The 21902-nt window shown below is 34.8% G+C and carries 23 protein-coding genes; 8 read left to right on the top strand and 15 right to left on the bottom strand.

Annotated features, from left to right (window positions below; translation table 11 throughout):
* Positions 1–34 precede the first annotated feature (34 nt).
* The 4 genes from B8977_RS01095 (at position 35) to lepA (ending at position 3797) form a co-directional block, all read left to right on the top strand.
* Complete coding sequence (locus tag B8977_RS01095) at positions 35–697, top strand: phosphatase PAP2 family protein (protein ID WP_084015436.1); 663 nt, start codon at positions 35–37, stop codon at positions 695–697.
* Positions 694–1461: a nitrilase-related carbon-nitrogen hydrolase gene (locus B8977_RS01090; RefSeq protein WP_084015435.1), complete on the top strand. Its 768-nt coding sequence runs from the start codon at positions 694–696 to the stop codon at positions 1459–1461. Before B8977_RS01095 ends, B8977_RS01090 begins: the two co-directional genes overlap by 4 nt.
* A gap of 3 nt (positions 1462–1464) precedes the next feature.
* A complete protein-coding gene (locus B8977_RS01085) occupies positions 1465–1926 on the top strand; it encodes an energy transducer TonB (RefSeq protein WP_084015434.1) in 462 nt (153 codons plus the stop codon).
* A gap of 74 nt (positions 1927–2000) precedes the next feature.
* A complete protein-coding gene (gene lepA, locus B8977_RS01080) occupies positions 2001–3797 on the top strand; it encodes a translation elongation factor 4 (RefSeq protein WP_084015433.1) in 1797 nt (598 codons plus the stop codon).
* A gap of 7 nt (positions 3798–3804) precedes the next feature.
* On the opposite strand, the gene B8977_RS01075 is transcribed toward lepA, so the two are convergent.
* On the bottom strand, positions 3805–4476 hold the full coding sequence (locus B8977_RS01075; RefSeq protein ID WP_084015432.1) for a ComF family protein: 672 nt from the start codon (positions 4474–4476) through the stop codon (positions 3805–3807).
* A gap of 33 nt (positions 4477–4509) precedes the next feature.
* Between B8977_RS01075 and B8977_RS01070 the strand changes: the two genes are divergently transcribed.
* Complete coding sequence (locus B8977_RS01070) at positions 4510–4962, top strand: 6-pyruvoyl trahydropterin synthase family protein (RefSeq protein ID WP_084015431.1); 453 nt, start codon at positions 4510–4512, stop codon at positions 4960–4962.
* A complete protein-coding gene (locus B8977_RS01065; RefSeq protein ID WP_084015430.1) occupies positions 4938–5723 on the top strand; it encodes a UDP-2,3-diacylglucosamine diphosphatase in 786 nt (261 codons plus the stop codon). The genes B8977_RS01070 and B8977_RS01065 overlap by 25 nt, the downstream gene beginning before the upstream one ends.
* On the opposite strand, the gene B8977_RS01060 is transcribed toward B8977_RS01065, so the two are convergent.
* Positions 5700–6641 (bottom strand): DUF6427 family protein, encoded by a 942-nt coding sequence (locus tag B8977_RS01060; RefSeq protein WP_084015429.1) that lies wholly within the window; start codon positions 6639–6641, stop codon positions 5700–5702. The two genes, B8977_RS01065 and B8977_RS01060, sit on opposite strands and share 24 nt — an antisense overlap.
* Positions 6642–6677: 36 nt before the next feature.
* Here B8977_RS01060 and B8977_RS01055 point away from each other — a divergent pair, with 36 nt between their 5' ends.
* Entirely contained in the window at positions 6678–6869 is a 192-nt protein-coding gene (locus B8977_RS01055; protein ID WP_084015428.1) for a hypothetical protein, read from the top strand.
* 104 nt (positions 6870–6973) lie between these two features.
* On the opposite strand, the gene B8977_RS01050 is transcribed toward B8977_RS01055, so the two are convergent.
* The gene (locus B8977_RS01050; RefSeq protein WP_084015427.1) at positions 6974–8383 is read right to left on the bottom strand and encodes an exopolysaccharide biosynthesis polyprenyl glycosylphosphotransferase; all 1410 of its coding nucleotides are present in this window, start codon (positions 8381–8383) and stop codon (positions 6974–6976) included.
* 159 nt (positions 8384–8542) lie between these two features.
* On the opposite strand from B8977_RS01050, the gene B8977_RS01045 reads away from it, so the two are divergent.
* A complete protein-coding gene (locus tag B8977_RS01045; protein WP_143736267.1) occupies positions 8543–9286 on the top strand; it encodes a WecB/TagA/CpsF family glycosyltransferase in 744 nt (247 codons plus the stop codon).
* A 1-nt stretch (position 9287) separates the two neighbouring features.
* Here the strand turns inward: B8977_RS01045 and B8977_RS01040 are convergent, their stop codons facing one another.
* From B8977_RS01040 to porG, 12 genes are all read right to left on the bottom strand, one after another.
* Positions 9288–10298, bottom strand: a complete 1011-nt coding sequence (locus B8977_RS01040; RefSeq protein ID WP_084015425.1) for a glycosyltransferase family 4 protein — start codon at positions 10296–10298, stop codon at positions 9288–9290.
* Entirely contained in the window at positions 10291–11475 is a 1185-nt protein-coding gene (locus tag B8977_RS01035) for an O-antigen ligase family protein (RefSeq protein ID WP_084015424.1), read from the bottom strand. The genes B8977_RS01040 and B8977_RS01035 overlap by 8 nt, the downstream gene beginning before the upstream one ends.
* Positions 11472–12419: an SGNH/GDSL hydrolase family protein gene (locus tag B8977_RS01030; RefSeq protein WP_084015423.1), complete on the bottom strand. Its 948-nt coding sequence runs from the start codon at positions 12417–12419 to the stop codon at positions 11472–11474. The genes B8977_RS01035 and B8977_RS01030 overlap by 4 nt, the downstream gene beginning before the upstream one ends.
* Positions 12420–12424: 5 nt before the next feature.
* The gene (locus tag B8977_RS01025) at positions 12425–13666 is read right to left on the bottom strand and encodes a hypothetical protein (RefSeq protein ID WP_084015422.1); all 1242 of its coding nucleotides are present in this window, start codon (positions 13664–13666) and stop codon (positions 12425–12427) included.
* The gene (locus tag B8977_RS01020) at positions 13666–14937 is read right to left on the bottom strand and encodes a lipopolysaccharide biosynthesis protein (RefSeq protein ID WP_159447434.1); all 1272 of its coding nucleotides are present in this window, start codon (positions 14935–14937) and stop codon (positions 13666–13668) included. The genes B8977_RS01025 and B8977_RS01020 overlap by 1 nt, the downstream gene beginning before the upstream one ends.
* A gap of 62 nt (positions 14938–14999) precedes the next feature.
* Entirely contained in the window at positions 15000–15779 is a 780-nt protein-coding gene (gene rfbD, locus B8977_RS01015) for a dTDP-4-dehydrorhamnose reductase (protein ID WP_084015420.1), read from the bottom strand.
* A gap of 3 nt (positions 15780–15782) precedes the next feature.
* Positions 15783–16331, bottom strand: coding sequence for a dTDP-4-dehydrorhamnose 3,5-epimerase (rfbC, locus tag B8977_RS01010; protein WP_084015419.1), 549 nt, complete (start codon positions 16329–16331; stop codon positions 15783–15785).
* Between the two features lie 85 nt (positions 16332–16416).
* Positions 16417–16935, bottom strand: coding sequence for an OmpH/Skp family outer membrane protein (locus tag B8977_RS01005; RefSeq protein WP_084015418.1), 519 nt, complete (start codon positions 16933–16935; stop codon positions 16417–16419).
* Positions 16936–16974: 39 nt separating this feature from the next.
* Complete coding sequence (locus B8977_RS01000) at positions 16975–17649, bottom strand: OmpH/Skp family outer membrane protein (protein WP_084015417.1); 675 nt, start codon at positions 17647–17649, stop codon at positions 16975–16977.
* A gap of 56 nt (positions 17650–17705) precedes the next feature.
* Positions 17706–20240, bottom strand: coding sequence for an outer membrane protein assembly factor BamA (bamA, locus tag B8977_RS00995; protein WP_084015416.1), 2535 nt, complete (start codon positions 20238–20240; stop codon positions 17706–17708).
* A gap of 25 nt (positions 20241–20265) precedes the next feature.
* Positions 20266–21018 carry an isoprenyl transferase gene (locus tag B8977_RS00990; protein ID WP_084015415.1) on the bottom strand — a complete coding sequence of 251 codons (753 nt, stop codon included), beginning with the start codon at positions 21016–21018 and terminating at the stop codon, positions 20266–20268.
* Between the two features lie 6 nt (positions 21019–21024).
* Positions 21025–21873, bottom strand: coding sequence for a type IX secretion system protein PorG (gene porG / locus B8977_RS00985; RefSeq protein ID WP_084015414.1), 849 nt, complete (start codon positions 21871–21873; stop codon positions 21025–21027).
* Positions 21874–21902: the final 29 nt, after the last annotated feature.

Below are 21902 nucleotides of genomic sequence, written 5' to 3'. Positions count from 1 at the left end.
GATTATTTTTTATTTATTTTGTGACAAATTTAGAATGGAGCAAAAGAGAGATTTGTTGAAGTGGCAGTGGCCGTTTTTTTTAATTTTTTTTGTGATTAATTTCGCAGGATTGATGGCGACTGCTTACTATGGAAAAGATGAGCTTCACCTCCACTTCAATGAAATTTACCACAATACCATTGGCGATTATTTCTTTAAATATTACACCGATGTTGCCACGACTTACGTGCTCATCATCACATTACTTTATATTTTGTGGAAAGGAACCTGGAAACATTTCATTTTTTTAGGTTCCACCGCAGTGGTTTCAAGCATTGTGAGTTCATTCGTCAAACGAACTTTTTTCGTACACGGACACAGACCGACCCATTATTTTGAATTGAAAGAAATCAAGTTAAGATTGGTCGAGGGTGTTCAGTCACAGATTCCATATACATTTCCCTCGGGACATACGGTTTTGGCAGTCATCATTTGCTTTTATTTATGCACCCAAACCACAAACAGAATCGTGCAGGTAATCATCTGTCTATTAATGGGATTGGTTGCTATCGGAAGGGTTTATCTTTCCAAACATTTTGTGATTGACACAATTGGCGGCAGCATGTTAGGATTATTTTTTGCTATCTTAGGGTATTATTTGATTTGGAATTGTTCCAATGAAAAATTGAACCGAAAGATAATTCCAGCAAGAAAATGACCGAAAAACTCCATATAAGTCTCGTCGAATTTGACATCGAATGGGAAAATCCACAAGCCAATAAGGAATTTCTGAACAGTTTGCTCAATGGTTTGAAGACGGATTTAATTGTCCTTCCGGAAATGTTTTCGACCGGATTTTCCATGAACGTCAATGAAATTGCCGAACCACCTTTTGGCAAAACTTTCAACTGGATGAAATCAATTTCCACTCAATTAAACGCTGCGGTTTGTGGAAGCATTTCTACAAAAGAAAATGATAAATTCTACAATCGATTTTATTTCGTAACACCTACAGAAACATTCACTTACGACAAAAAACATTTGTTCGGATACGGAAAAGAAACGGAAGCCTATTCACCCGGAAATGAAATTATTTCTTTTGATTATTTAGGCTGGAAAATCCGTCCTATAGTGTGTTATGATCTGCGTTTTCCGGTTTGGTGCAGGAATTCAGATGATTATGACATTTTGATTTGCCCTGCAAATTGGCCTGCAGTTCGCGTGGAACCTTGGAAAGCACTTTTAAAAGCACGCGCAATCGAAAACATGGCTTATACCATCGGTGTAAACAGAATTGGAATCGATGAATATGATTTGAAGTACAACGGAAATTCAAAAGTTTTCGATGCCATCGGCGAAGAAATAAAATTAAATACCAAAAAGAAATTCATTCACCAAACCGAAATTTCTGCAAAATCTTTGAAAAATTCCAGAGAAAATTTTGGGTTTTTGAATGATAGGGATTCATTTAAAATAGAATAAGAAATGAGATATTTACTTTTATTACTAATCTTCAATTCTTTTTCTCTACATGGTCAGGAAGTAGTTGATATTATTTATTCAGAGACCTTTGAGCATCCAGTTTACCCAACCTGTAAAAAACACAAAGGAGATAATGAAAAACTGAAAAATTGTTTTTTTAAGAATCTGAGTTACGATTTGAAAAATTTGGTAGATAATCAGGGATTGAATTATTTCGAAAATAATAATGAGCAAAAGAAGACTCAAATTGTTTTTACCATTGATAAAAATGGTGATTTGTCAAATTTGAGCTATACGGCAGAAAGTGATGAATTTCTCGCAAAGGATTTACTTAAGAGAATTGTAAAAACTTGGAAGTATTATAAGGAAAAGAAAAAAACAATTATTCCTGCGAAAGTTGATGGAAAACCGATTGATTTTACCATTACCATTCCTGTTTCTATTTGGTTTGGAGATATGCATTAAAATCCTTCACACAATTTTATAAAAGTATTGTAGTATAAGAGTATTAGCGTATTTTTGCCTACTTAATAAAATCAATGAAGAACATTCGTAATTTTTGCATCATCGCCCACATTGACCACGGGAAAAGCACCTTGGCTGACAGGCTTTTGCAAATCACAAATACAATTTCGGAACGTGAATTACAAAATCAGGTTTTGGACGATATGGATTTGGAAAGAGAAAAAGGGATTACCATCAAATCTCACGCAATCCAAATGGAATATGAATACAAAGGCGAAAATTATATTTTAAATTTAATTGATACGCCGGGCCACGTTGATTTTTCTTACGAAGTTTCCCGCTCTATCGCTGCATGTGAAGGCGCATTGTTGATTGTGGATGCTGCTCAAAGCATTCAGGCACAGACAATTTCAAATTTATATTTGGCATTGGAAAACGATTTGGAAATCATTCCTGTTTTAAATAAAATTGATTTGCCAAGCGCTAACCCTGAGGAGGTTACGGATGATATCGTTGATTTATTAGGCTGTGATCCCGAAGACGTTTTACGCGTGAGCGGAAAAACGGGAGAAGGCGTTGAGCACTTGCTTCATACAATTATAGAAAAAGTTCCACCGCCAACAGGCGATCCTGAAGCACCGCTTCAGGCATTGATTTTTGATTCTGTTTACAATCCTTTTCGTGGCGTAGAAGCTTTTTACAAAGTGGTAAATGGCGAAATCAAAAAAGGACAAGAAGTGAAATTCATGGCAACAGGAAAAAAATATGGAGCCGATGAAGTTGGAACTTTGAAACTGAAACAAGTTGCAAAAAAAGTAGTTAAAACAGGTGATGTTGGATACATCATTTCAGGAATAAAAGAAGCGGTTGAGGTAAAAGTAGGTGATACAATTACGTCAGTAGAAAATCCGGCAAAAGAAGCCATAGATGGTTTTGAAGAAGTAAAACCGATGGTTTTCGCGGGACTTTATCCGGTTGATACAGAAGAATATGAAGAGTTGCGTTATTCAATTGAAAAATTAATTCTAAATGATGCTTCTTTGACTTTTGAACCTGAATCTTCTGCCGCTTTGGGATTTGGATTCCGCTGCGGATTTTTGGGAATGCTGCACTTGGAAATCATCCAGGAAAGGTTGGAGCGTGAATTTAACATGAACGTGATCACGACTGTTCCCAACGTATCTTACCATGCTTTTACAGAAAAAGATCCGGACAAAGCAATGTTGGTTAACAATCCTTCCGAATTGCCAGATCCATCAGGTCTGAACCGCGTGGAAGAACCTTATATCCGGGCATCTATCATTACAAAAGCTGATTTCGTTGGGCAAGTAATGACGCTTTGTATCGAAAAGAGAGGAATTTTGAAAAATCAGAATTATCTGACACAACACAGAGTGGAATTGATCTTTGAATTGCCTTTGGCCGAAGTTGTTTTTGATTTTTACGATAGGTTAAAATCCATTTCAAAAGGTTATGCCTCGTTTGATTATGCACCTTTAGACATGCGTGCTTCGAAATTGGTAAAGGTTGATATTTTAATCAATGCAGAGCCGGTGGATGCGCTTTCAGCTTTGATTCATGTGGACAATGCCTATGGAATCGGAAAGAAAATGTGCGAGAAATTGAGAGAATTAATCCCAAGACAACAATTTGACATTCCAATTCAGGCGGCAATCGGTGCAAAAATCATCGCGCGTGAAACCATCAAAGCACTTCGTAAAGACGTAACTGCAAAATGTTATGGTGGAGATATTTCGCGTAAGCGTAAACTTTTGGAAAAACAAAAAGCGGGTAAGAAGAAAATGCGACAAATCGGTAGAGTTGAAGTTCCGCAGTCAGCCTTCTTAGCAGTTTTGAAGTTGAATGATTAATTTTTGATCAGATGGCAAAAGCCATGGTCAACACGCTGATTTTGACAGGATTTTTTGATTGGATTAATTTAACGCAGGTTGAAATTGTAGATCCTGTCGTCAACACATCATCGATCAATAAATAATGTCCTGAAATTTGACCTTGTACTTCAAATGCGTTTTGGATTGAATTCGTTCTTTCGATTCTTGATTTATGAACTTGTGAGGAATTGTTTTCTTTTCGGAATAAATAATTGTCAATCAAAGGAATATTTCCCAATTCAGAAATTCTATCTGCAAAAGGCATAACTTGGTTGTAACCGCGTTTTTTTAGTTTATTTTTATGAATTGGAACGGGAATGATTCCATCATAAGATTCAAATTTAACCATTGAGAAAATTTTGTCAGCCAACAAAATCCCAATTTCAGGATGGTTTTCATATTTAAGATGATGCATCAATTTTTGGGTAATATTGTCATGCTCAAAATACAACAAACTACACGCAGATTCAATATTACATTGATTTCTCAGTTTTTGGTAAGATTCGTTTTCCTGGTCAAATTTCAAATGGGTAAAAGGCAGTTTAGAGGTACATTCTGTACATAAAATGGAGCTGCCGGGAATCACAGATTGACAGCCTACACAACGTCTCGGGAAAAATAAATCCACAAATGAACGGGCAATTGATTGTATTTCCATTAAATTTGCATTGGTTTTTAGACCTTTAAATTAATGAATAAAGTTCGCGTTACAAAATCTTTTAATTTCGAAACGGCTCATGCATTGTATGGTTATGACGGGAAATGTAAAAACATTCACGGTCATTCCTACAAGCTTTTCGTGACTGTAAAAGGAATCCCCAATCAAAATCAAGATGATCCAAAGTTTGGGATGGTTATCGATTTTGGAGACATCAAAAGCATTGTAAAATCTGAAGTGATTGATGAATTTGACCATGCAATTTTGCTAAATGAGAATTCGCCGCACAAACAATTGGGAGACAATTTGATGAAAGAAGGGCACAAAGTGATTTTCACTTCGTATCAACCTTCTTGCGAAAACATGCTGTTGGATATGGTGGCGAGAATCAGCCCGAAATTGCCGGAATTTATTCAGCTTCAATCTCTTCGTCTTCACGAAACCGAAACATCTTATGCAGAATGGTTAGCGGAGGACAATCTATAAATATCTCAATTTCAGTAGGTAAAAAAGTCTATTTCGCTTCAGACCAACATTTGGGTGCGCCCAATGATGGAGAAAGCTTAATCCGTGAAAAACGTTTTGTAAAATGGCTCGACGAAATCAAACCCGATTGTCAGGTTTTGTTTTTGTTGGGAGATTTGTTTGATTTTTGGTTTGAATACAAACAAGTCGTTCCGCGCGGATTCGTTAGGGTTTTGGGTAAATTGGCTGAGCTTTCAGACAGCGGAATTCAAATTTATTTCTTTACCGGAAACCATGATTTGTGGATGCGCGATTACCTGGAAAAAGAAATCGGCATAACTGTTTTCCGCGACAGGCAGCACTTTGTAATTAACCAAAAGAAATTTTTCATTGCGCATGGTGACGGATTAGGTCCGGGCGACAAAGGTTACAAAAGAATGAAAAAGCTGTTCACTAATAAAGTGGCGCAGTTTTTCTTTTATCTTTTACATCCTGATTTTGCGGTTTGGCTGGGAATTAATACTTCCCGGAAAAATAAGATGATTTCCGGTGCAGAAGATGTCAAATTTTTGGGCGAAGAAAATGAATGGCTGGTGCAGTATGTAAAAAGGAAATTGGAAAAGGAAAGCCACGATTATTTCATCTTTGGACACAGGCATTTACCGATGGAAATCCCCATTGGAAATTCAGTTTACATAAATCTAGGTGATTGGGTAAGTTATTTTACATATGCGGTTTTTGACGGAAATCAATTGACTTTAAAACGCCACATTTCCGAGTAAATCATTATAAATTTTTATAATTTCTATTCTGAAATAAAATCCTGCCATTACTGCCAGAAATCCCCAAAGAATTACTTCTTTCCAAACTTTTGAATTCATATATTGAACATATCTAGCAAGGAAAACGCTTACGGGAAGCCCTAAAACGGCTAAAAGATTTATATTTTTTCCTCCGAAAATAACCAGTATGATTAACCAATTGATAAAATAAAGAAAGAACAAAAAGTAAATGTGTCTTTTGTTGATGTCCTGTGTTCCGGAATGAGAAACATGGTCGAACCAAGTTATAATCAGCAATAATCCAACCGGAATCAATGAAATGATATCCCAATTACCCCAAAAATCAATGTAAAAATATTCTCTTATTTCAGTTAGCCAATGTTGATTGTCTGTCAGGTAAACAATTTGCAAACCAACTGCTAGCGGCAACACAAAACCTAAAGTGAACAAAAGCATCACTCTGAAATTGAGCGATTGCATGTAGAGGTAATTGAAGAGAATCAACACAATGAGAAAGATGCTCGGCGGATAAAAAAAGCTGGAAATACTCAGACAAATTCCTACGTCAAAGGCGTAGTTTTTACTGTCCGATTTCTCTTCGGCATGGATCATTCTCCAAAAAAGAATAGTGCAAACAAAAAGAGAAATAGAAATTCTACTATCAGTTGATATTCCCGAAAACACAAAAAACCAGATTATAAAGAACCATAATGGTAATCCGGCGCTCTTGAAGAGCTTGGAAGTGAGAAAAAACAGGTATGTCAATACAACAACCAGCAAAAATGCTGTAACTCCCACAAAATCATTGCGAAAGGCCATTTTTCCATTATAAAATTGATCAGCGAAAAGGACGATAAACAGAAGTCCTAGAATAATTTGAATAAAAAAAGATTTTCCGGAAAGTAATTTTGCCAACATTTTTATAACTTTGTCCTCAACTTCAGAAACAAAGATATGGGATTAATTACAGATATGCTTTTCGGAATCGGATATTTCTTCAAATGGATGTTTGAAAATACATTGCAGCCGATTGGTTATGGAATGGGTTGGATTTTATTTGTCGTAGGTATGGCGATGATGGGATGGTGGTTATATAAACTGGCAAAGTTCGGAAACGACAACGAGAAAGATTACGAAGGCTGGTAGAACTAGTTTTTTTAGTCTGTTAAAAATATAGAATTCCTGTAAGAAAGGCATTAGCTTTTTTGTACAGGAATTTTTATTTATGATAAATTCAGAAATGAATTTATTTAAATCGCATTTTCATCTCCAAAAATCATCAGTTTTACCGTTCTGAAAATAATCAGAATGTCTAATAAAAATGACCAGTTTCTTACATAATAGATATCTGTGCGGATGCGCATTTCCATGTCTCTGTCACTATCAACTGCTCCCCTGTATCCTTTTGTTTGTGCCAATCCTGTGATTCCTGGTTTTACGTAATGTCTCAAAGAATATCGCTTGATAATATCGGAGTAGGATTCATTTTCAGAAACCATGTGAGGCCGGGGTCCTACAATAGACATTTCTCCTTTGAGTACATTGATGAACTGAGGCAACTCATCTAAACTTGTCTTTCTAAGAATCCTTCCAAGTTTTGTAACACGAGGGTCATTGCGCTCAGTTGGTTTTAAACTGTTTAGCTTATCTTCTCTCATAGTTCTGAATTTCAGACAATTAAATTCTCTCCCATTGAGTCCGTTTCGTTTTTGGAAAAAATGTACAGGTCGCCCCTGATAAATCAATACAAGAAGAGAAATAATTGGGTAAAGCCAAGAAAGGATGAATACAAAAACAAAGAAAGTAAACACCAAATCAAATATTCTTTTCACTATCTGGTTGAACGAATGATCAAGCGGGTATTTTTTATAAGTCAAAATCGGAAAAGTATCCAGATAAGAGATATCGAGACTTTGTCGGGCATTCATAGAATTATTTGGAATAAATCCTATGTGCACATACTGGCCTTCAGCTATATCAGTAATTTGATTGATCAGATTCTCGTCGAGCCCATTTCCAAAACAGATGTAAATAAATTCAATATTTTCTTCAATTAAAATCTTTTTAAAACTATCTAAATTAAAGGTTTCCTGACCTTCCTCAGGATTTTTAGCAACAAAAACCTTCGATAAATTTAGTCCTAAATCTTTTCTCTGATTGAGCAGATCAATGAGACCTTTTGCATTTTCATTGTAACCGATCAATGCAACATTTCGGAGATCCAGTCCTTGTATCCGGATTCTTTTGGTCACATAAAAAATCAAGCTTCTCGATAAAATTAAATAAGCTGCCAGAATGGATATAAACAAAAATGCCTGCTCATTACTGTACAAGTATTCAAACTTAATTCCTGAAACCGTAAACAAAACGAATGAAAACAAAACAATTTGAAATAAACTTCCTTTTATATAATTGATGTATCTGGAAAATCTGAATCCTCTGTACAATTGCGTATATTCAGAAATAAAATACCAGGAAACCATTATAAGAATGAATGCTTTGTACTGGTCAGAAAACATTTTTCCGAGTGTCGGAAGGTTTATTTCGAAATAAACATAATTGAAACGAATGAAAAGAAACGTAAAAAACAAAACAGCCAATGCCAAACAGTCAAGCAAGAGTAGAAGAATCGAGGCATTGTTTTGTCTTAAGTTTTTCATAAACAGATAATTATATTTCTGTCGCTTGTTCTGTTTTATAGCTGGGCTAAAATAGTAAACTTTATGCTCTTAACTGACTATCTTTGCACATAATTTAAAGCTTAAAAAAAATCAAGATTAGAGAATCATTTTAAATTTAAAATTCAATCCTGCATTACTGTGAAAAAAAGAGTGATTTGCATAGACATAAGCATTGGTTCCTTTGAAGAACAAATGAATAAAATTTTAGAAAATGCAAAGCATCACATTTCATCTTATGTATGTGTTGCAAATGTGCATATGCTTGTGGAGGCGCATAAAAATCCTGACTTTGCAAAAATTGTAAATGAATCTGATTTGGCAGTTCCGGACGGTATGCCGATAGCAAAAAGCATGGATTTGTTACATGGAATCAAACAAGAAAGAGTTGCAGGTTTGGAGATCATTCAACATTTATTGAAAGAATCTTCTCAAAAACAAATCAAAGTAGGTTTTTATGGCGGAACTCAGGAAATCCAAGATGAAACTAAAAAATACATTGAAAGTAATTTTCCCAATGTTTTTGTTACAAATTATAAGCCGCATCCTTTTAGAGAATTAAGTCCGGAAGAAGAACAAAATCTTGCAAATGAATTTAATGCTTCCCATACACAGATCCTTTTTGTGGCCACAGGTTGTCCGCGCCAGGAAAAGTGGATGTCCATGCACAAAGGAAACATCAATGCTTGTATGATTGGCATAGGCGGCGCGTTGACTGTCGTTACCGGAATGAAAAAAAATGCACCTGAATGGATGCGCAACAATAGTTTGGAATGGCTTTTCCGATTGATACTGGAACCTAAAAGATTATTTAAACGATATGCGGTTACCAATACGACTTTTCTTTGGTTGCTAAGTAAAGAAGTGGTTTTCAGGAAGAAATGAATTAATATAAGTTAAAATAAAAATCCTTATAAGATTCTTGAAGAAAAGAAATTTTTCTTAATGCTAAATCAGAAATTACTTCATTAATTTTCACAAATAAATTCTCAGAATTTCTGTTTTCAAAAAGAATTGTTCCTTCCGGTCTTTGAACAACGTCAGAAGCTATCACAGGCTTCTCTAAATACAAGGCTTCACGTATGGTCAAAGCATCACCATCGGTATTTGTAGCACGTACAACCAAATCTGATTTTTCAATTAATTTCACAAATGAAATAGGATTATTAAAGATGGTAATTTGTTCAGATAAATTTTCCTGTTCTATAATTGATTGATTATTTTGCATTAATCCAAATTTATCATCTTGGGATGCTACCACAAATATGATTTTGTACGGCTTGTTCTCGGTCTTTATTTGTTTCGCTACATCAACCATTAAATCCAAACCATACAAATCCTCATCGTTGTGCAAATCTAATCGGAAGGCATTGCTCACAATCAATTTTTTATCAGAATTTTGATTGATAAGTTCATTTAATTCAACAGGAATTGCAGGTTCTGAGTTTAAATCAGGCGGAATGAATGCTTCTTTGACAACTGCTTTTTCTATTTTTAAAATACCATACATTTCACTGTTCACAACAATCACTTTATCCGCCAAAGAAGTATAATTTCTTATCAAATTCAAATGCTTGGAATTTTTGAATTCCAATAATGCATGAAAAGAAACAACAATCTTTTTCCTCAATAAAAATGCTGTTAAGATGTGAAATCCTCTCAACCACCAAATACTGGTATGAATGTGGACAATATCAGATTTCCAAATTAGAGTCAGATATTTTAATAAATTTCCACTTCGTAAATTAAATACAGAAGATGATTTGTACGTGACCGGAGATTCATCTATGAATTCAAAATCGAAATTATCTTTTAATAATCCTGACAATCTCTTGATATGCATACTGACTCCGCCAATTGCCGTATAAGGTCCAATAAAAAGTATTTTTTTACGCATTTTCAGAAATCTTTTTCATCGAAAATAAAGATATAAAAAATGCACAAAGAACGATGCCATCATGCCTTTGCAGGATAGATTCTGTTACCATAAACACAGCAAATACTACGACGATTGCAACAGCAAAATAATCTTTCTGAAGTAAATTTATTTTTAAAGCATAAACCAGCATGGTGAGCAATATGACCAGCCCAATCGCACCGTAATAAAGCGCAATTTCTATGTATTGGTTGTGCGCGTTGTATTTTTCCGCAAAACCAGTGTAGAATCCAAATTTCTTATAAGTTTCAAAAAGCCCCTCGTGTCCGTCCCCCGTTCCTTGTCCAAGCAAAATATTGTTTCTGCTGATGTGATCAAGTGCTGCCTGCCAGTGAATTTTACGGGAATCTACGTCTGAAATTTTCTCTCCTTGTGGTGTATAAGGATTGAATTTCTCCTGGAAACTTGGAGAAAAATAAAACACAACCGGAATGAAAGCACAACCTATAAAAATAAAATAAAAGTATCGGGAAGGAATGGTTTTCCTTTGCGAAATTAAATAAACAACCCCGATTAAAACCAAAGCAACTATACTTATACGAACGCTCAATAAATAAATATACCCTAACAGAAATAAAATGCAACCTAAATAACACCAGGTTTTCTTCTTCAAGTGAAATAGAAAATAAGTGATGGCAAAAACACAAAACATTGCAAAGTAGGTATTGTGTTTGTCCTGTAATTCTTCCAGTTTTAGAAAATGGAAATAGCTGCCCAGATTGTTCAATTTCAGATAAAAAGCTTTTCCCAATGTAAACATAGCCGCAAGAATTACCGAAAAACTAAAATATTTAAGCAGAAATTGGATTCCTTTTTCATCTATTTTTATTGAAGAAAAGATCAACGGAAAAATCAAAAACGGAAGATTTCTCGTCAGTATTTTGGTTCCTTCGTTTGTGTTTTCCGTATAAATCATTCCCAAACAGCTGATCCAAAACAATGCGCTAATGACCAAAAAAGGAACGATGTTTTTTTTGATTAATCTTAATTTCTCTGAGAACGGATTGTAAAGCAGCCAGCAAACTACGCTGAAAATAATCGCTTTAGAATTTATCGAATGCTCCGGAAACACCAGCGTAATCAAAACACCAGCAAGAGAAATGTAAAATAAAGGTTCTTTTAGCTGCGTAAATGTCATTCCAAAGATTTGTCGAGGAGTTTTACCAAAATAGAATATCCTTTCTCATTCATGTGAACACCGTCTTGCATTAAATATTCGGATTCTTCCTGCAGTCTTTCATGTAAAGGTATCAATACAGATTTCTCATTAGAAGCGGTACACTCTTTCAAAATTTCATTGAAAGCGATATTATATTTTTCAAAATCGTCATTATTAGAAGGAGGAAGTGAAATGGTAATTATTTTTTTGGTTTCGTTTCGTGAAGCGAGTATTTCTAAAATCTTACAAACATTTTGCTCCAATAAATTTTTATCGGTTTTTTTGTCTTGCGCCCCAAAAAACAAAACATAATTTTCTGCAGCAGGAATTTGGTCAATATTATTGAGAATTTCCTGTGAAGTTATATAAACAGATGCTTCATGCGCAAAACCATTGACATCTTTTTTAGAGCCTAAAAACAACAAATTCTGGTTTTTGAGGTGAAGTTTTTTTCTCAAATCACGTGCTTCCTGCCAAATCAATTCTGAATCACCGATAGTAACAACGGTTTTTTTGCCTTCTTCTTTAAGCGGTAAATTGATGATTTCTAAAATTCCGGATTTTAAATATTTTTCCGGATGCCCGTTGATCCATCTCACACCTGAAAAATTAATTTGATCAGTAGCAATTTCAAGTTCTGAAGCTCTGAAGTAATAGGTAGTTTTTGGAGTTCCGAGTTTATAGGTGTTGTTGGTAGAAACGGTAGGATTTACTTTGAAATTATTTTTCACAGAGAAATAATCAAAAGAAACGGAGTCAATATCTACATTTCCTACAGAATCTATCAATGAAACATTTTCCCAATCATAGTTCATCTGGAAAAGAATTTCATTGGGTTTTTTGAAAAAATTATAGCCCAGATAAATCATGAGAATTACCCAAATGAAAACTATCGCGCTTTTTGATGGAAGATTAACGGACATGGTTGTCAGGGATTTTTGGGTTGTTCATTGTAATAATAAATCGGATAAATGAAAATCAAAGATAATATCAAATAAGCAATATTATTGATTGAATAAGCAAAAAGCGCATCAAACAACAACGCAAAGTAAATCACAAATACAATTTTGAATTTATCATAATTCCACCTCAGAAAAATTAGCGGTGAAACAATAATGAACATATAAGAAAGACCACCAATGATTCCCATTTCTACAAATAAATGTGGATAATAGGTGTCAGTAGTTGTAAGTTCAGGAGTTGTGTACCAGTTAAATTTTACCTCTTTATAAACCGGAGAATTATAGCGTACAGAAGAAGGACCGCCAAAAGCTCCGATTCCTCTTCCAAACAAGTTGAAACGTCCTATTTCTTCAAACATGACACGATATGAATCGCCTCTTGCAGAATTTCCTTCTACCACATATTCCATAATTCTGTAGCGTGCATTTTTTTCCATGCTGAGTACCAGCTTAGGCATGGTAATGAATGCAATTAATCCAATTCCAAGCACATACAATAAAATCCGCATTTTGTTTTTCATTTCCAGAAAAATCATTAATAGAAAGGTTCCTAATGTTTTGTAAGAAAAACTTAAAAACATACAAACCACAAAAATGATTAGTAAAATCAGCTTTCCCTTTCCTTGATAATATCTTTTGGTAAGGAAAAAAGCAAGCATATTGATAAAACCAAAAAGTCCAAAGAACCCGACGATACCGGTTGCACGTATTATACCAGAGGTTTCATTGGATACCCAAGTGTTCCAATAAGGGTTGTAGGTATAAAACCATTGTCTTCCACCTCGCATCCAATTGATGTAATTTACAATCTGCCAAGCATCATTGATCAATACAAAAATGATAAAAGAGTACAGTAAAAACTTAAAATCTCTTTTTAAAGCATAGCTGTAAAGGAGAATACTGATGGGAAATAAATAACGGATTCCTTCTTCAATTGCAGCATTTATATTGAATGAAATGACAAATGCGTAAATAAAAAATGGTAAAAAGCACATCAGAGAAAAAATCAATCCTCCGTGGTATTTTACTTTCAAAATCGCATAAAACATCATATAAAATACAGCTGCTACTTTCAAAGGGCTTGAAAGCGGACTTTGAAAATACATCAAAATTTCAGATACAATGATTATGATTGCCGGGAACAAAATCATTATGTTTCTGAGATGATTATTGCGAGTATTTTGTATAGTAATTGGCTCTGCCTGCATCAGTTATTTCTGAATTTTTTGACCAACATCTTTTCGAAAAAAATTAAACAACCCAAACTTACAACATTTTGTGCGACATAAGACCATGCAGCGCCCATTCCTCCGTATTTCAAAGTTAAAAAATACATGACAGGACTTGATAAAATTAAAATTGCTGAGGAAGAATAAAGCACATAACGCATTTTCCCAAGGCTCAAAAAGATAATTCCTTTCAGACTGGAAAATCCTTGAATCAGCCATCCTAGGAGCATGATTCTCAGCAACATGATAGCCTCATCGTATTTATCGCCATAAAATATATACACAAATACGGGAATAAAAATCTGAGCAAGCACAAACAGACCTACCGAAATCCAGTTAAATTTTTTTTCTAATAACGCATATTTTTCAAAAAAAACATCTAAGTTTCGTGAGGTTTCCGACATTTTCGGAATTAGAAATTGCTGCACGCTCGATACCAAAACATTCATTCCCTGAACAAGCAATAAAGCAAAAGCATAATGCCCAAACTCCACTTTATCTTTGACTAAAATATAAGCAATCAAAAAAGGTGCATGTAACTTTGCCTGATCTACTATTTGCGAAGTAAATGCGGTATTGGAAAGCGAATTGAATTGTTTCTTCAAGGCAGTAAATTCTTCTTTTGAAGAGGTTTTAAATTCTTTTCTTAAATCAAATAACAAAAGTAAAATAGAAACAGCTGAAGTAATAATTGTAGAAATTATATATCCTCTTATAAAGAAAAAATAAGTTATGCCTAATATGATAACGGCTGATGCAAGTTTTATGTAAAAAATGAAAACGCTTATCCGCTTGAAATTATCAATAGATTGGTAGTATCTAATAAGCATTTGAAGTAAAACACTCGGAAGAATGACTAAAGAATAAAGATAAAACAAGGAATTATATTTCTTTTCATCATTTAAAATCCCCAAATAAGTCAATAAGACGAAAAGAATTGTTGTTCCAATTGAAAATAGTAAAGTTGATTTTAGGGCAGATTTTAATAAAAAATTCCGGATTAATTCATCTTTATTTTCGGGTATAAGTTTCAGAATGGCAAAAGTTGCTCCGCCGGCACCCAAAACAACGGCAATGCTTATCATCGTTTCAATTACCTTGATAAATCCCACGTCTTCCGGAGACATGATTTTAGCTATCAGCAAATGAGAACTGAAGACAATTAGCTGAACCGAATAGTTGGAAACAGCTAAGTGAAAAAAACCTTTTTTCCAGAGTTGATTTATCTGACTAATTATATTTCCAATCACATTTATTGTTTAACGCTCCAAAAGTCTGAAACTTACTTGTGAATTCCTAAAGAAAAGTGTAATTACTCCAAGACACTCCACATTGGTCTTTTGGCAGGAGTTGGGTATGCTGAGGTTGGAATAGGGTTTATATTTGTAGAAAGTCCATTTTCAACGGCAATTTTCTTTGCAAAATCATACCAGGACATGATTTCATTTCCTGAATAATTCCTGATTCCGTAATTTGTATCGTTGGAAGAAATTATTTCTAGTATATATTTCGCCAAATCATTGGCATTGGTAGGCTTACCAATCTGATCCGAAACGATATTTAATTCATCTCGTTCTTTCATCAAACGAAGCATCGTTGTATAAAAATTTTTACCATATTGGGAATAAACCCACGAAGTACGTATGACGATAGTTTGTGGGTTGGTTCCTAATGCCCATTTCTCGCCATCCAATTTAGATTTGCCGTAAACATTTATTGGGTTTGTTTGGTCAGCCGGTGTATAAGGTGCGTTGCTGTTTCCATCAAAAACATAATCTGTAGAAACATGGATCAAAGTCGCATTTTGTTCTTTACATTCTTCGGCAAGAAACTTTACCGCATCTGAATTTACCTTAAAAGCCAATTCCGTTTCTGTTTCTGCCAAGTCTACGGCAGTGTAAGCTGCACAATTTACACAGATGTCAATTTTATTGGAAAAGAAAAAAGTTTCCACAACTTCTTTTTGGGAAATATCAAGTTGAGTTCTGTCACAAAACAAAAATTGAAAACCTTCTATAGGATTAGCTGAGACAGCGTCTTGAAGGCATTTTCCTAATTGTCCATTGGCACCGGTAATCAATACTTTTTTCATTTTTTAATATGGATTAAATTCAGAAAATCTTTTGGCATTTTGATCTTTATCTGATAAAGTCATTTTTTCCACCGGAACTTTCCAATCTATATTTAACTCTTCATCGAGTGGATGACAACTGTCTTCCGAAGCAGGATCATAGTTTGCATCGCACTTATAAAATACTACTGCAGTTTCACTCAAAACTGAAAACCCATGCAAAAAGCCTTTTGGTATGAAAAGCTGGGTTTTATTTTCTGAGGATAATTCCACTGAAATGTGCTTGCCATAAGTGGGAGAATCTTTACGTACGTCCACAGCAACATCTAAGATTTTACCTGACAATACTCTTACAAGTTTGGATTGGGAAAATTCTCCTCTTTGTATATGCAGTCCTCTTACTACACCATATTTAGATGAAGATTCATTGTCTTGTATGAAATTGATTTTATATCCTAAGGCTTCTGAAAGCAAATTCCCTTTGAAGCTTTCAAAAAAATAACCTCTATTGTCTTCAAATATTTTGGGTTGTATAATGAAACATCCTTTTAGGTCAGTCTGAGTAAAATTCATTTAAAAAAAATTAAAGCGAAGTTAAAATAAAAAAGCCGTTTTCAGAAATAAAAACGGCCTCTAACTTATTCAAGAATTAAACTAGTTATTTAATTCCTAATTCTTTTTTCACTTCTGGCAAAAGATCTATACCGTTAGCATATAATACTACGCTTGCATCTAATACATATTTCAAACCTTTTGCAGCAGCAACTTTATCAATTGCTTTTTGTGCTTTGTCATTGATTGGCTTCATCAAAGCTTCTTCTTTTTCAGAAACTTCTTTTTGAGCAGCTTGCTGGTAGGTTTGCAACTTTTGAAGACCTGTTTGATATTCTTGTTGTTTTGCCTGCAATTGAGGAGCCATAGCTTTCACTTGCTCATCAGTTTTGCCTTCCATTTCTTTTTGGGTATCTGCAACTAATTTTTGTAAGGCTTCCTCTTGTTTTTTTATTTCAGCCTCATGTTTGTCATACATTGCTTTCAATTCAGTATCGGCTGCAGCTCTTTCAGGCATTGCTTGAATTAAAGCGTAAGGATTGATATGTCCAACTTCTTGAGCAGTAACTGTCACGCTTCCTACAAGCATCATAGCGAAAACAGCGATTAATTTAAGATTTTTCATTTTTTTGTATAATATTAATTACTAGGTTCTATTTATAAATTATTTTTTAATTGAGCCTCCGGAATTGGAACTTCTTGAATTATTTCCTTTTGATGAAGAATTTCCTTTAGACCCGGAACTATTTTTACCTTTTCCTGATGATGAATTAGTGTTACCCTTTCCTCCGGTATTTCCACTACCGGATTTTGGTTCTTCTTTTACTACAGCATTGGGATTTAACTGAAGCAAAACTTCACGGCTGATGTCAAATTTAGGATCGGTATAAACCATTATCAAATCACTTCCTTTGTCAAAAATGAAACCATAATTTCTTTTTTCAGCTACACTTTTTACCGCATTCCAGACTTGGTCTTGAATAGGTTTTACTAAACTTTGTCTAAGTTTAATCAAATCTCCACCCTGACCATATCTTTTTTCTTGTAATTCTTTGATTGATTTTATTTCAAAATCAATGTCTTCCTGTTCTTTTTGAATTTGCTCTTGCGTAAGTAAAACTTTTTCATTCAAAAAATCAGCATGTCTTTTATCTACAGCAGCTTGTCTGTTTTGAACTTCCTGATTCCACTGCTCGGTCTGGGTTTTCAACCTTTGTTGAGCTTGAGTATATTGTGGAAGATTTTCCAATATAAAATCGGTGTCGACATAACCAAAACGCTGAGCACTTAGGTGAGACGAAAGACCGATGAATAAAACAAAAATGAACAAATTTCTCATGTTGTCAATGTGTTATCGAAAATTATGCCACTAAACTTTTGGCAAAATTAATGTTTTTAAAATTGTTGTCCAATAATAAAATGCGTTTGCCAGCCTGATGGTTCACTGTTGCGAATCGCATTATCAAATCCATAACCAAAATCAAATCCTAACATACCGAAAGCAGACATAAATATACGTACCCCAACACCGGCAGATCTTCTCAATTCAAATGGTTTAAAATCTTTGGTGTCTGACCATGTATTTCCAGCTTCAGCAAAACCAAGTGCAAATATTTTTGCCTGCTGCCCCATTGTGATAGGATATCTCAATTCCAATGTAAACTTGTCGTAAATGCTTCCTCCTCCTGTTGGTGTTATGTCTTCTCTAGTCCCTCCGGATTGTGTTGCATCTTCATAACCTCTTAAAGGAACAATCTCTCTACCGTCAAATCTGTTACCCATCAAACCTGTTCCTCCAAGATAGAATCTTTCAAACGGGATGGTTCCGATTTTATTGTTATAGGTCCCTAAGTAGCCAAATTCCCCTCCCATTTTCAAAACTAATTTACCGGCTAATTCTTTGTACCAATATGCCTTACCCTTAATTTTATAATATTCTAACCATTCAAATTTCTCAACATCTTCCATTGTTGAATAATCTTTGTTATTCAAAATAGAATACGGTGGTGTAACGGTAAGAGCAACACTCATTTCCGAGCCGCTTGTAGGAAATACAGGATCTGGTCCCATAGAATTACGTGTCAAACCTATAGTATAGTTAAAGTTATTTGAAGAACCGTTTTCGTAATTATATTCCCCTATGGTCAAAGCATAATTGTCGAAATTATATTTTTGAAAAGAGAATGAATGTGACAATCGGAACCAGTCATCTGGCCATGTCAAAAGCTGGCTTAAACCTACGGTTGCCCCGATGATTCCTAATCTTGCTTCTTCTCCATTTATATCACGGTAATTGTATCTTGAATAATAAATTGAAGTTGACAATGCGGTCGGTCTTCTTCCTCCTATCCAAGGTTCTGTAAATGAAAAACTATAATTCTGATAACCACGTCCCGCTTGTGCTCTTAAAGAAAGTGATTGTCCGTCTCCCATCGGAACCGGTTTCCAGGATTCGCCTTTGAACATATTTGCAACGGAGAAATTACCAAAGGTCAGACCTAAGGTTCCTAAAAAAGTTCCTGCACCATAACCACCTTGTAATTCTATCTGGCTTGAACTTTTATGTGCCAGTTCCCAGTTAAGATCAACTGTATTATTTTCCGGATTTGGTTGGATGTCTGGATTGATTTGTGTAGGCTCGAAGTACCCTAAACCTGCCAATTCAAATAATGTTCTTTTAATTTCCGTTTTAGAGAATAAATCTCCTGGTTTTGTTCTTAACTCACGTGCAATTACGTGGTCATGGGTAACATCATTTCCGCTGAAAGTAACTTTGTTGTAAGTTGCAGGCTCTCCTTCAGAAATTTGAATTTCTAAATCAATCGTATCATTTTTAACACTTTTTTCTACAGGAAGAAGTCTGGAAAACAAATAACCTCTGTCCATATAAAGTGTATTCAAATCATCGTCTTTTTCTGAACCACTAACTCTTTTTTGGATTCCTACAGCATCATATCTGTCGCCTTTTTGATAAGAGAAGACGCGCTCTAGTTGTTCTGTTGTGAACACAGAGTTTCCTGTAAAAGTAATGTTTCCTAAATAATAAGGACGACCTTCTTCTACTTGGATTTTGATTTCTATGTTTTTATTGTCGGTTCTTATTACGGTATCTGAAACAATTTTTGCATCACGAAAACCGATTGATTTATATTCGTCAATGACTTTTTTCAAATCATCATTGTATTTATGAGGAATGAATTTGGAAGAGCGGAAAAAATTGATGGATTTCTGTTTTGTATCCTTCATGGCTTTTCTTTTTAACTGTCCATCTCTCAATTCTTTATTTCCTTCAAACTCGATGCGTTTTATTTTGACTCTTTCTCCTCTGTTGACATTGATCTTCAAGTTGGACTTGGTTTTATCATCTGGAACTTCAGATTCTATAAAATCTACTTTAGTGTCTGGATAACCTTTTTCAAGAAAATGATTTTTGATAGAATTTCTTACTTGATTTTTTAAGTTATTGGTAATTTTAATTCCCGGATCAAGTTTATGTTCTTTGATGAAATCTTCTCTTTTAGATTTTTTCACACCATTGATATCCAATTCTACTAATTCTGGTAATCCTACCAAATTCAAACGAAGAAAAATTTTATTCCCTTCTATTTTCGCAACATATACATCTACATCAGAAAATAAATTGGTTCTCCAAAGTTTTTTCAATGCATTGTTAATTTTTGTTCCTGGGATCTCAAGTTCTTCTCCTATTCGAAGTCCTGTAAACCTCAAAATCTGAGTTTTTGTAAAACGGTTTTCTCCGCTTATATCCATATCTCCCAATGTATAGGTTTGCGGATTGGTGTATCCGGCATCTTCAATGTTTTGGGTAGGTACAACCTGTATAGAATCTGTAACGATTGTTAAAGAATCATTCTGAGCAAAAAGTAAAGTGCTTGTTGTCAGTAGTAAAATAGTATAAAAACTCTTCATGTTCAATCTTTTTCGCATATATCTTTTACTCTGTTTTCATTTGTTCTCCGGTTTTTCCATAGCGTCTTTCTCTTTGTACGTAATCTCTGACAGCATCGAAAAAATCTTCTTTTGTAAAATCCGGCCACAGCACATCTGTGAAATACAACTCAGCGTATGCAATCTGCCATAGCAGGAAATTGCTGATTCTATACTCACCACTGGTTCTGATCATCAAATCCACATTCGGGAGTCCTTTGGTGTATAAATGATTTTCAAATAGTGATTCGGTGATGTCCGAAGGATTTAAAGTACCGGCTTTGGCTTCATTCGCAATGCTTTTTACGGCATGTAAGATTTCATTTTTGGAACCATAGCTGAGCGCGAGTGTCAAAGTGGCTTTTGTATTGTCTTTGGTTACTTCGATGGCATGCTGAAGTTCTTTCCATACTTTTTTTGGAAGTGCTTCGAAGTCACCGATTAACTTGATTTTTATATTTTTGGAATGAAGTTCTGCCAGTTCAGATTGAATGCTTTGAGACAGTAAGCTCATCAGAAAAGAAACCTCCACAGCAGGTCTTTTCCAATTTTCACTCGAAAATGCAAAAAGTGTAAGATAAGGAATGTTCAAATCGCCACAAGCTTCAATTGCGCTGCGTACAGATTTAGCTGCATGCTTATGCCCGAAAGTTCTTTCTAAACCTTGTTTTTTTGCCCAGCGACCGTTTCCATCCATAATAATGGCAACGTGCTGAGGAATAGAGGATGCGTCTATGTTATCTAAAAGAAATTTATCCATTAATTTTTAATCGCAATAACACGGAGGTCTTCCGAATGTATAGGTTAAGGTAAGACCGGTAAATACGTACCAGTCAAAATTTGAGGTATTTCCAACTTGGCGGGATTCTACAGCGCTGATATTCCTACGTCCAATTTCAGCATCAAAAGGAGGCTGATCTAAACCAGGTTCTGTAATGAAGGTAAAATCATTGAAATTTGCGAAACTATGATCCAAATTATCTGTCCTGGTATAACGGAAACCAACTTCGGCAGAAATAACCCAATTGTGTTTGTATTTTACTTTGTACCCGGCACCGACTGGAAATGTGAAACTTGATTCTTTTTCAGTTTTTGTAGAAACCTGTGTATCAATCGACTCAGGCAAAATTATCACTCCATTAGAATCTCTTGCGAAAGAGTTGGTAATGGTATAAAGGTTTTTATCGTACATGAAAGCACCAATTCCCGCAAATATATACGGTGAATGTTTTGCTGCATTTTCGTTATTGATATCAAAAAAGTTATATTCGAAAAGCAATGAACCTTCCAATATATTATTTTTATAAGCGTAACCTCTTTCTTTTTTATAAGTTTCAGGTGCTACTGCATCATTTCCGATTACTTTACCATAAATCGCATTGAATCTTACACCCATGTGGGGGTTGAAGTTGAATCTATAAATCAGTCCTAATGCAATAGGCAGCTTGTCTGTAATTTTGTCTGAGTTATAAGAAACAGGCATCGGGTTGATGTAATTACTTCTCCCAATGTCTCCTATGACATTCGCCCCTCCTCCAAAAACACCGATCTCATGACGCTGAGCGATTGTCATTGAAAAAGAAAGTCCCAAAATAACAATAAGTAGATTCTTCATATTTTTTAAGAAATGTATGTGCAAAAAAT

This window comes from Moheibacter sediminis (genome assembly GCF_900176425.1).
GTDB classification, from domain to species: Bacteria; Bacteroidota; Bacteroidia; order Flavobacteriales; family Weeksellaceae; genus Moheibacter; species Moheibacter sediminis.
Note: the sequence above shows the minus strand (reverse complement) of the source record. Positions and strands in the feature narration are given on the sequence as shown.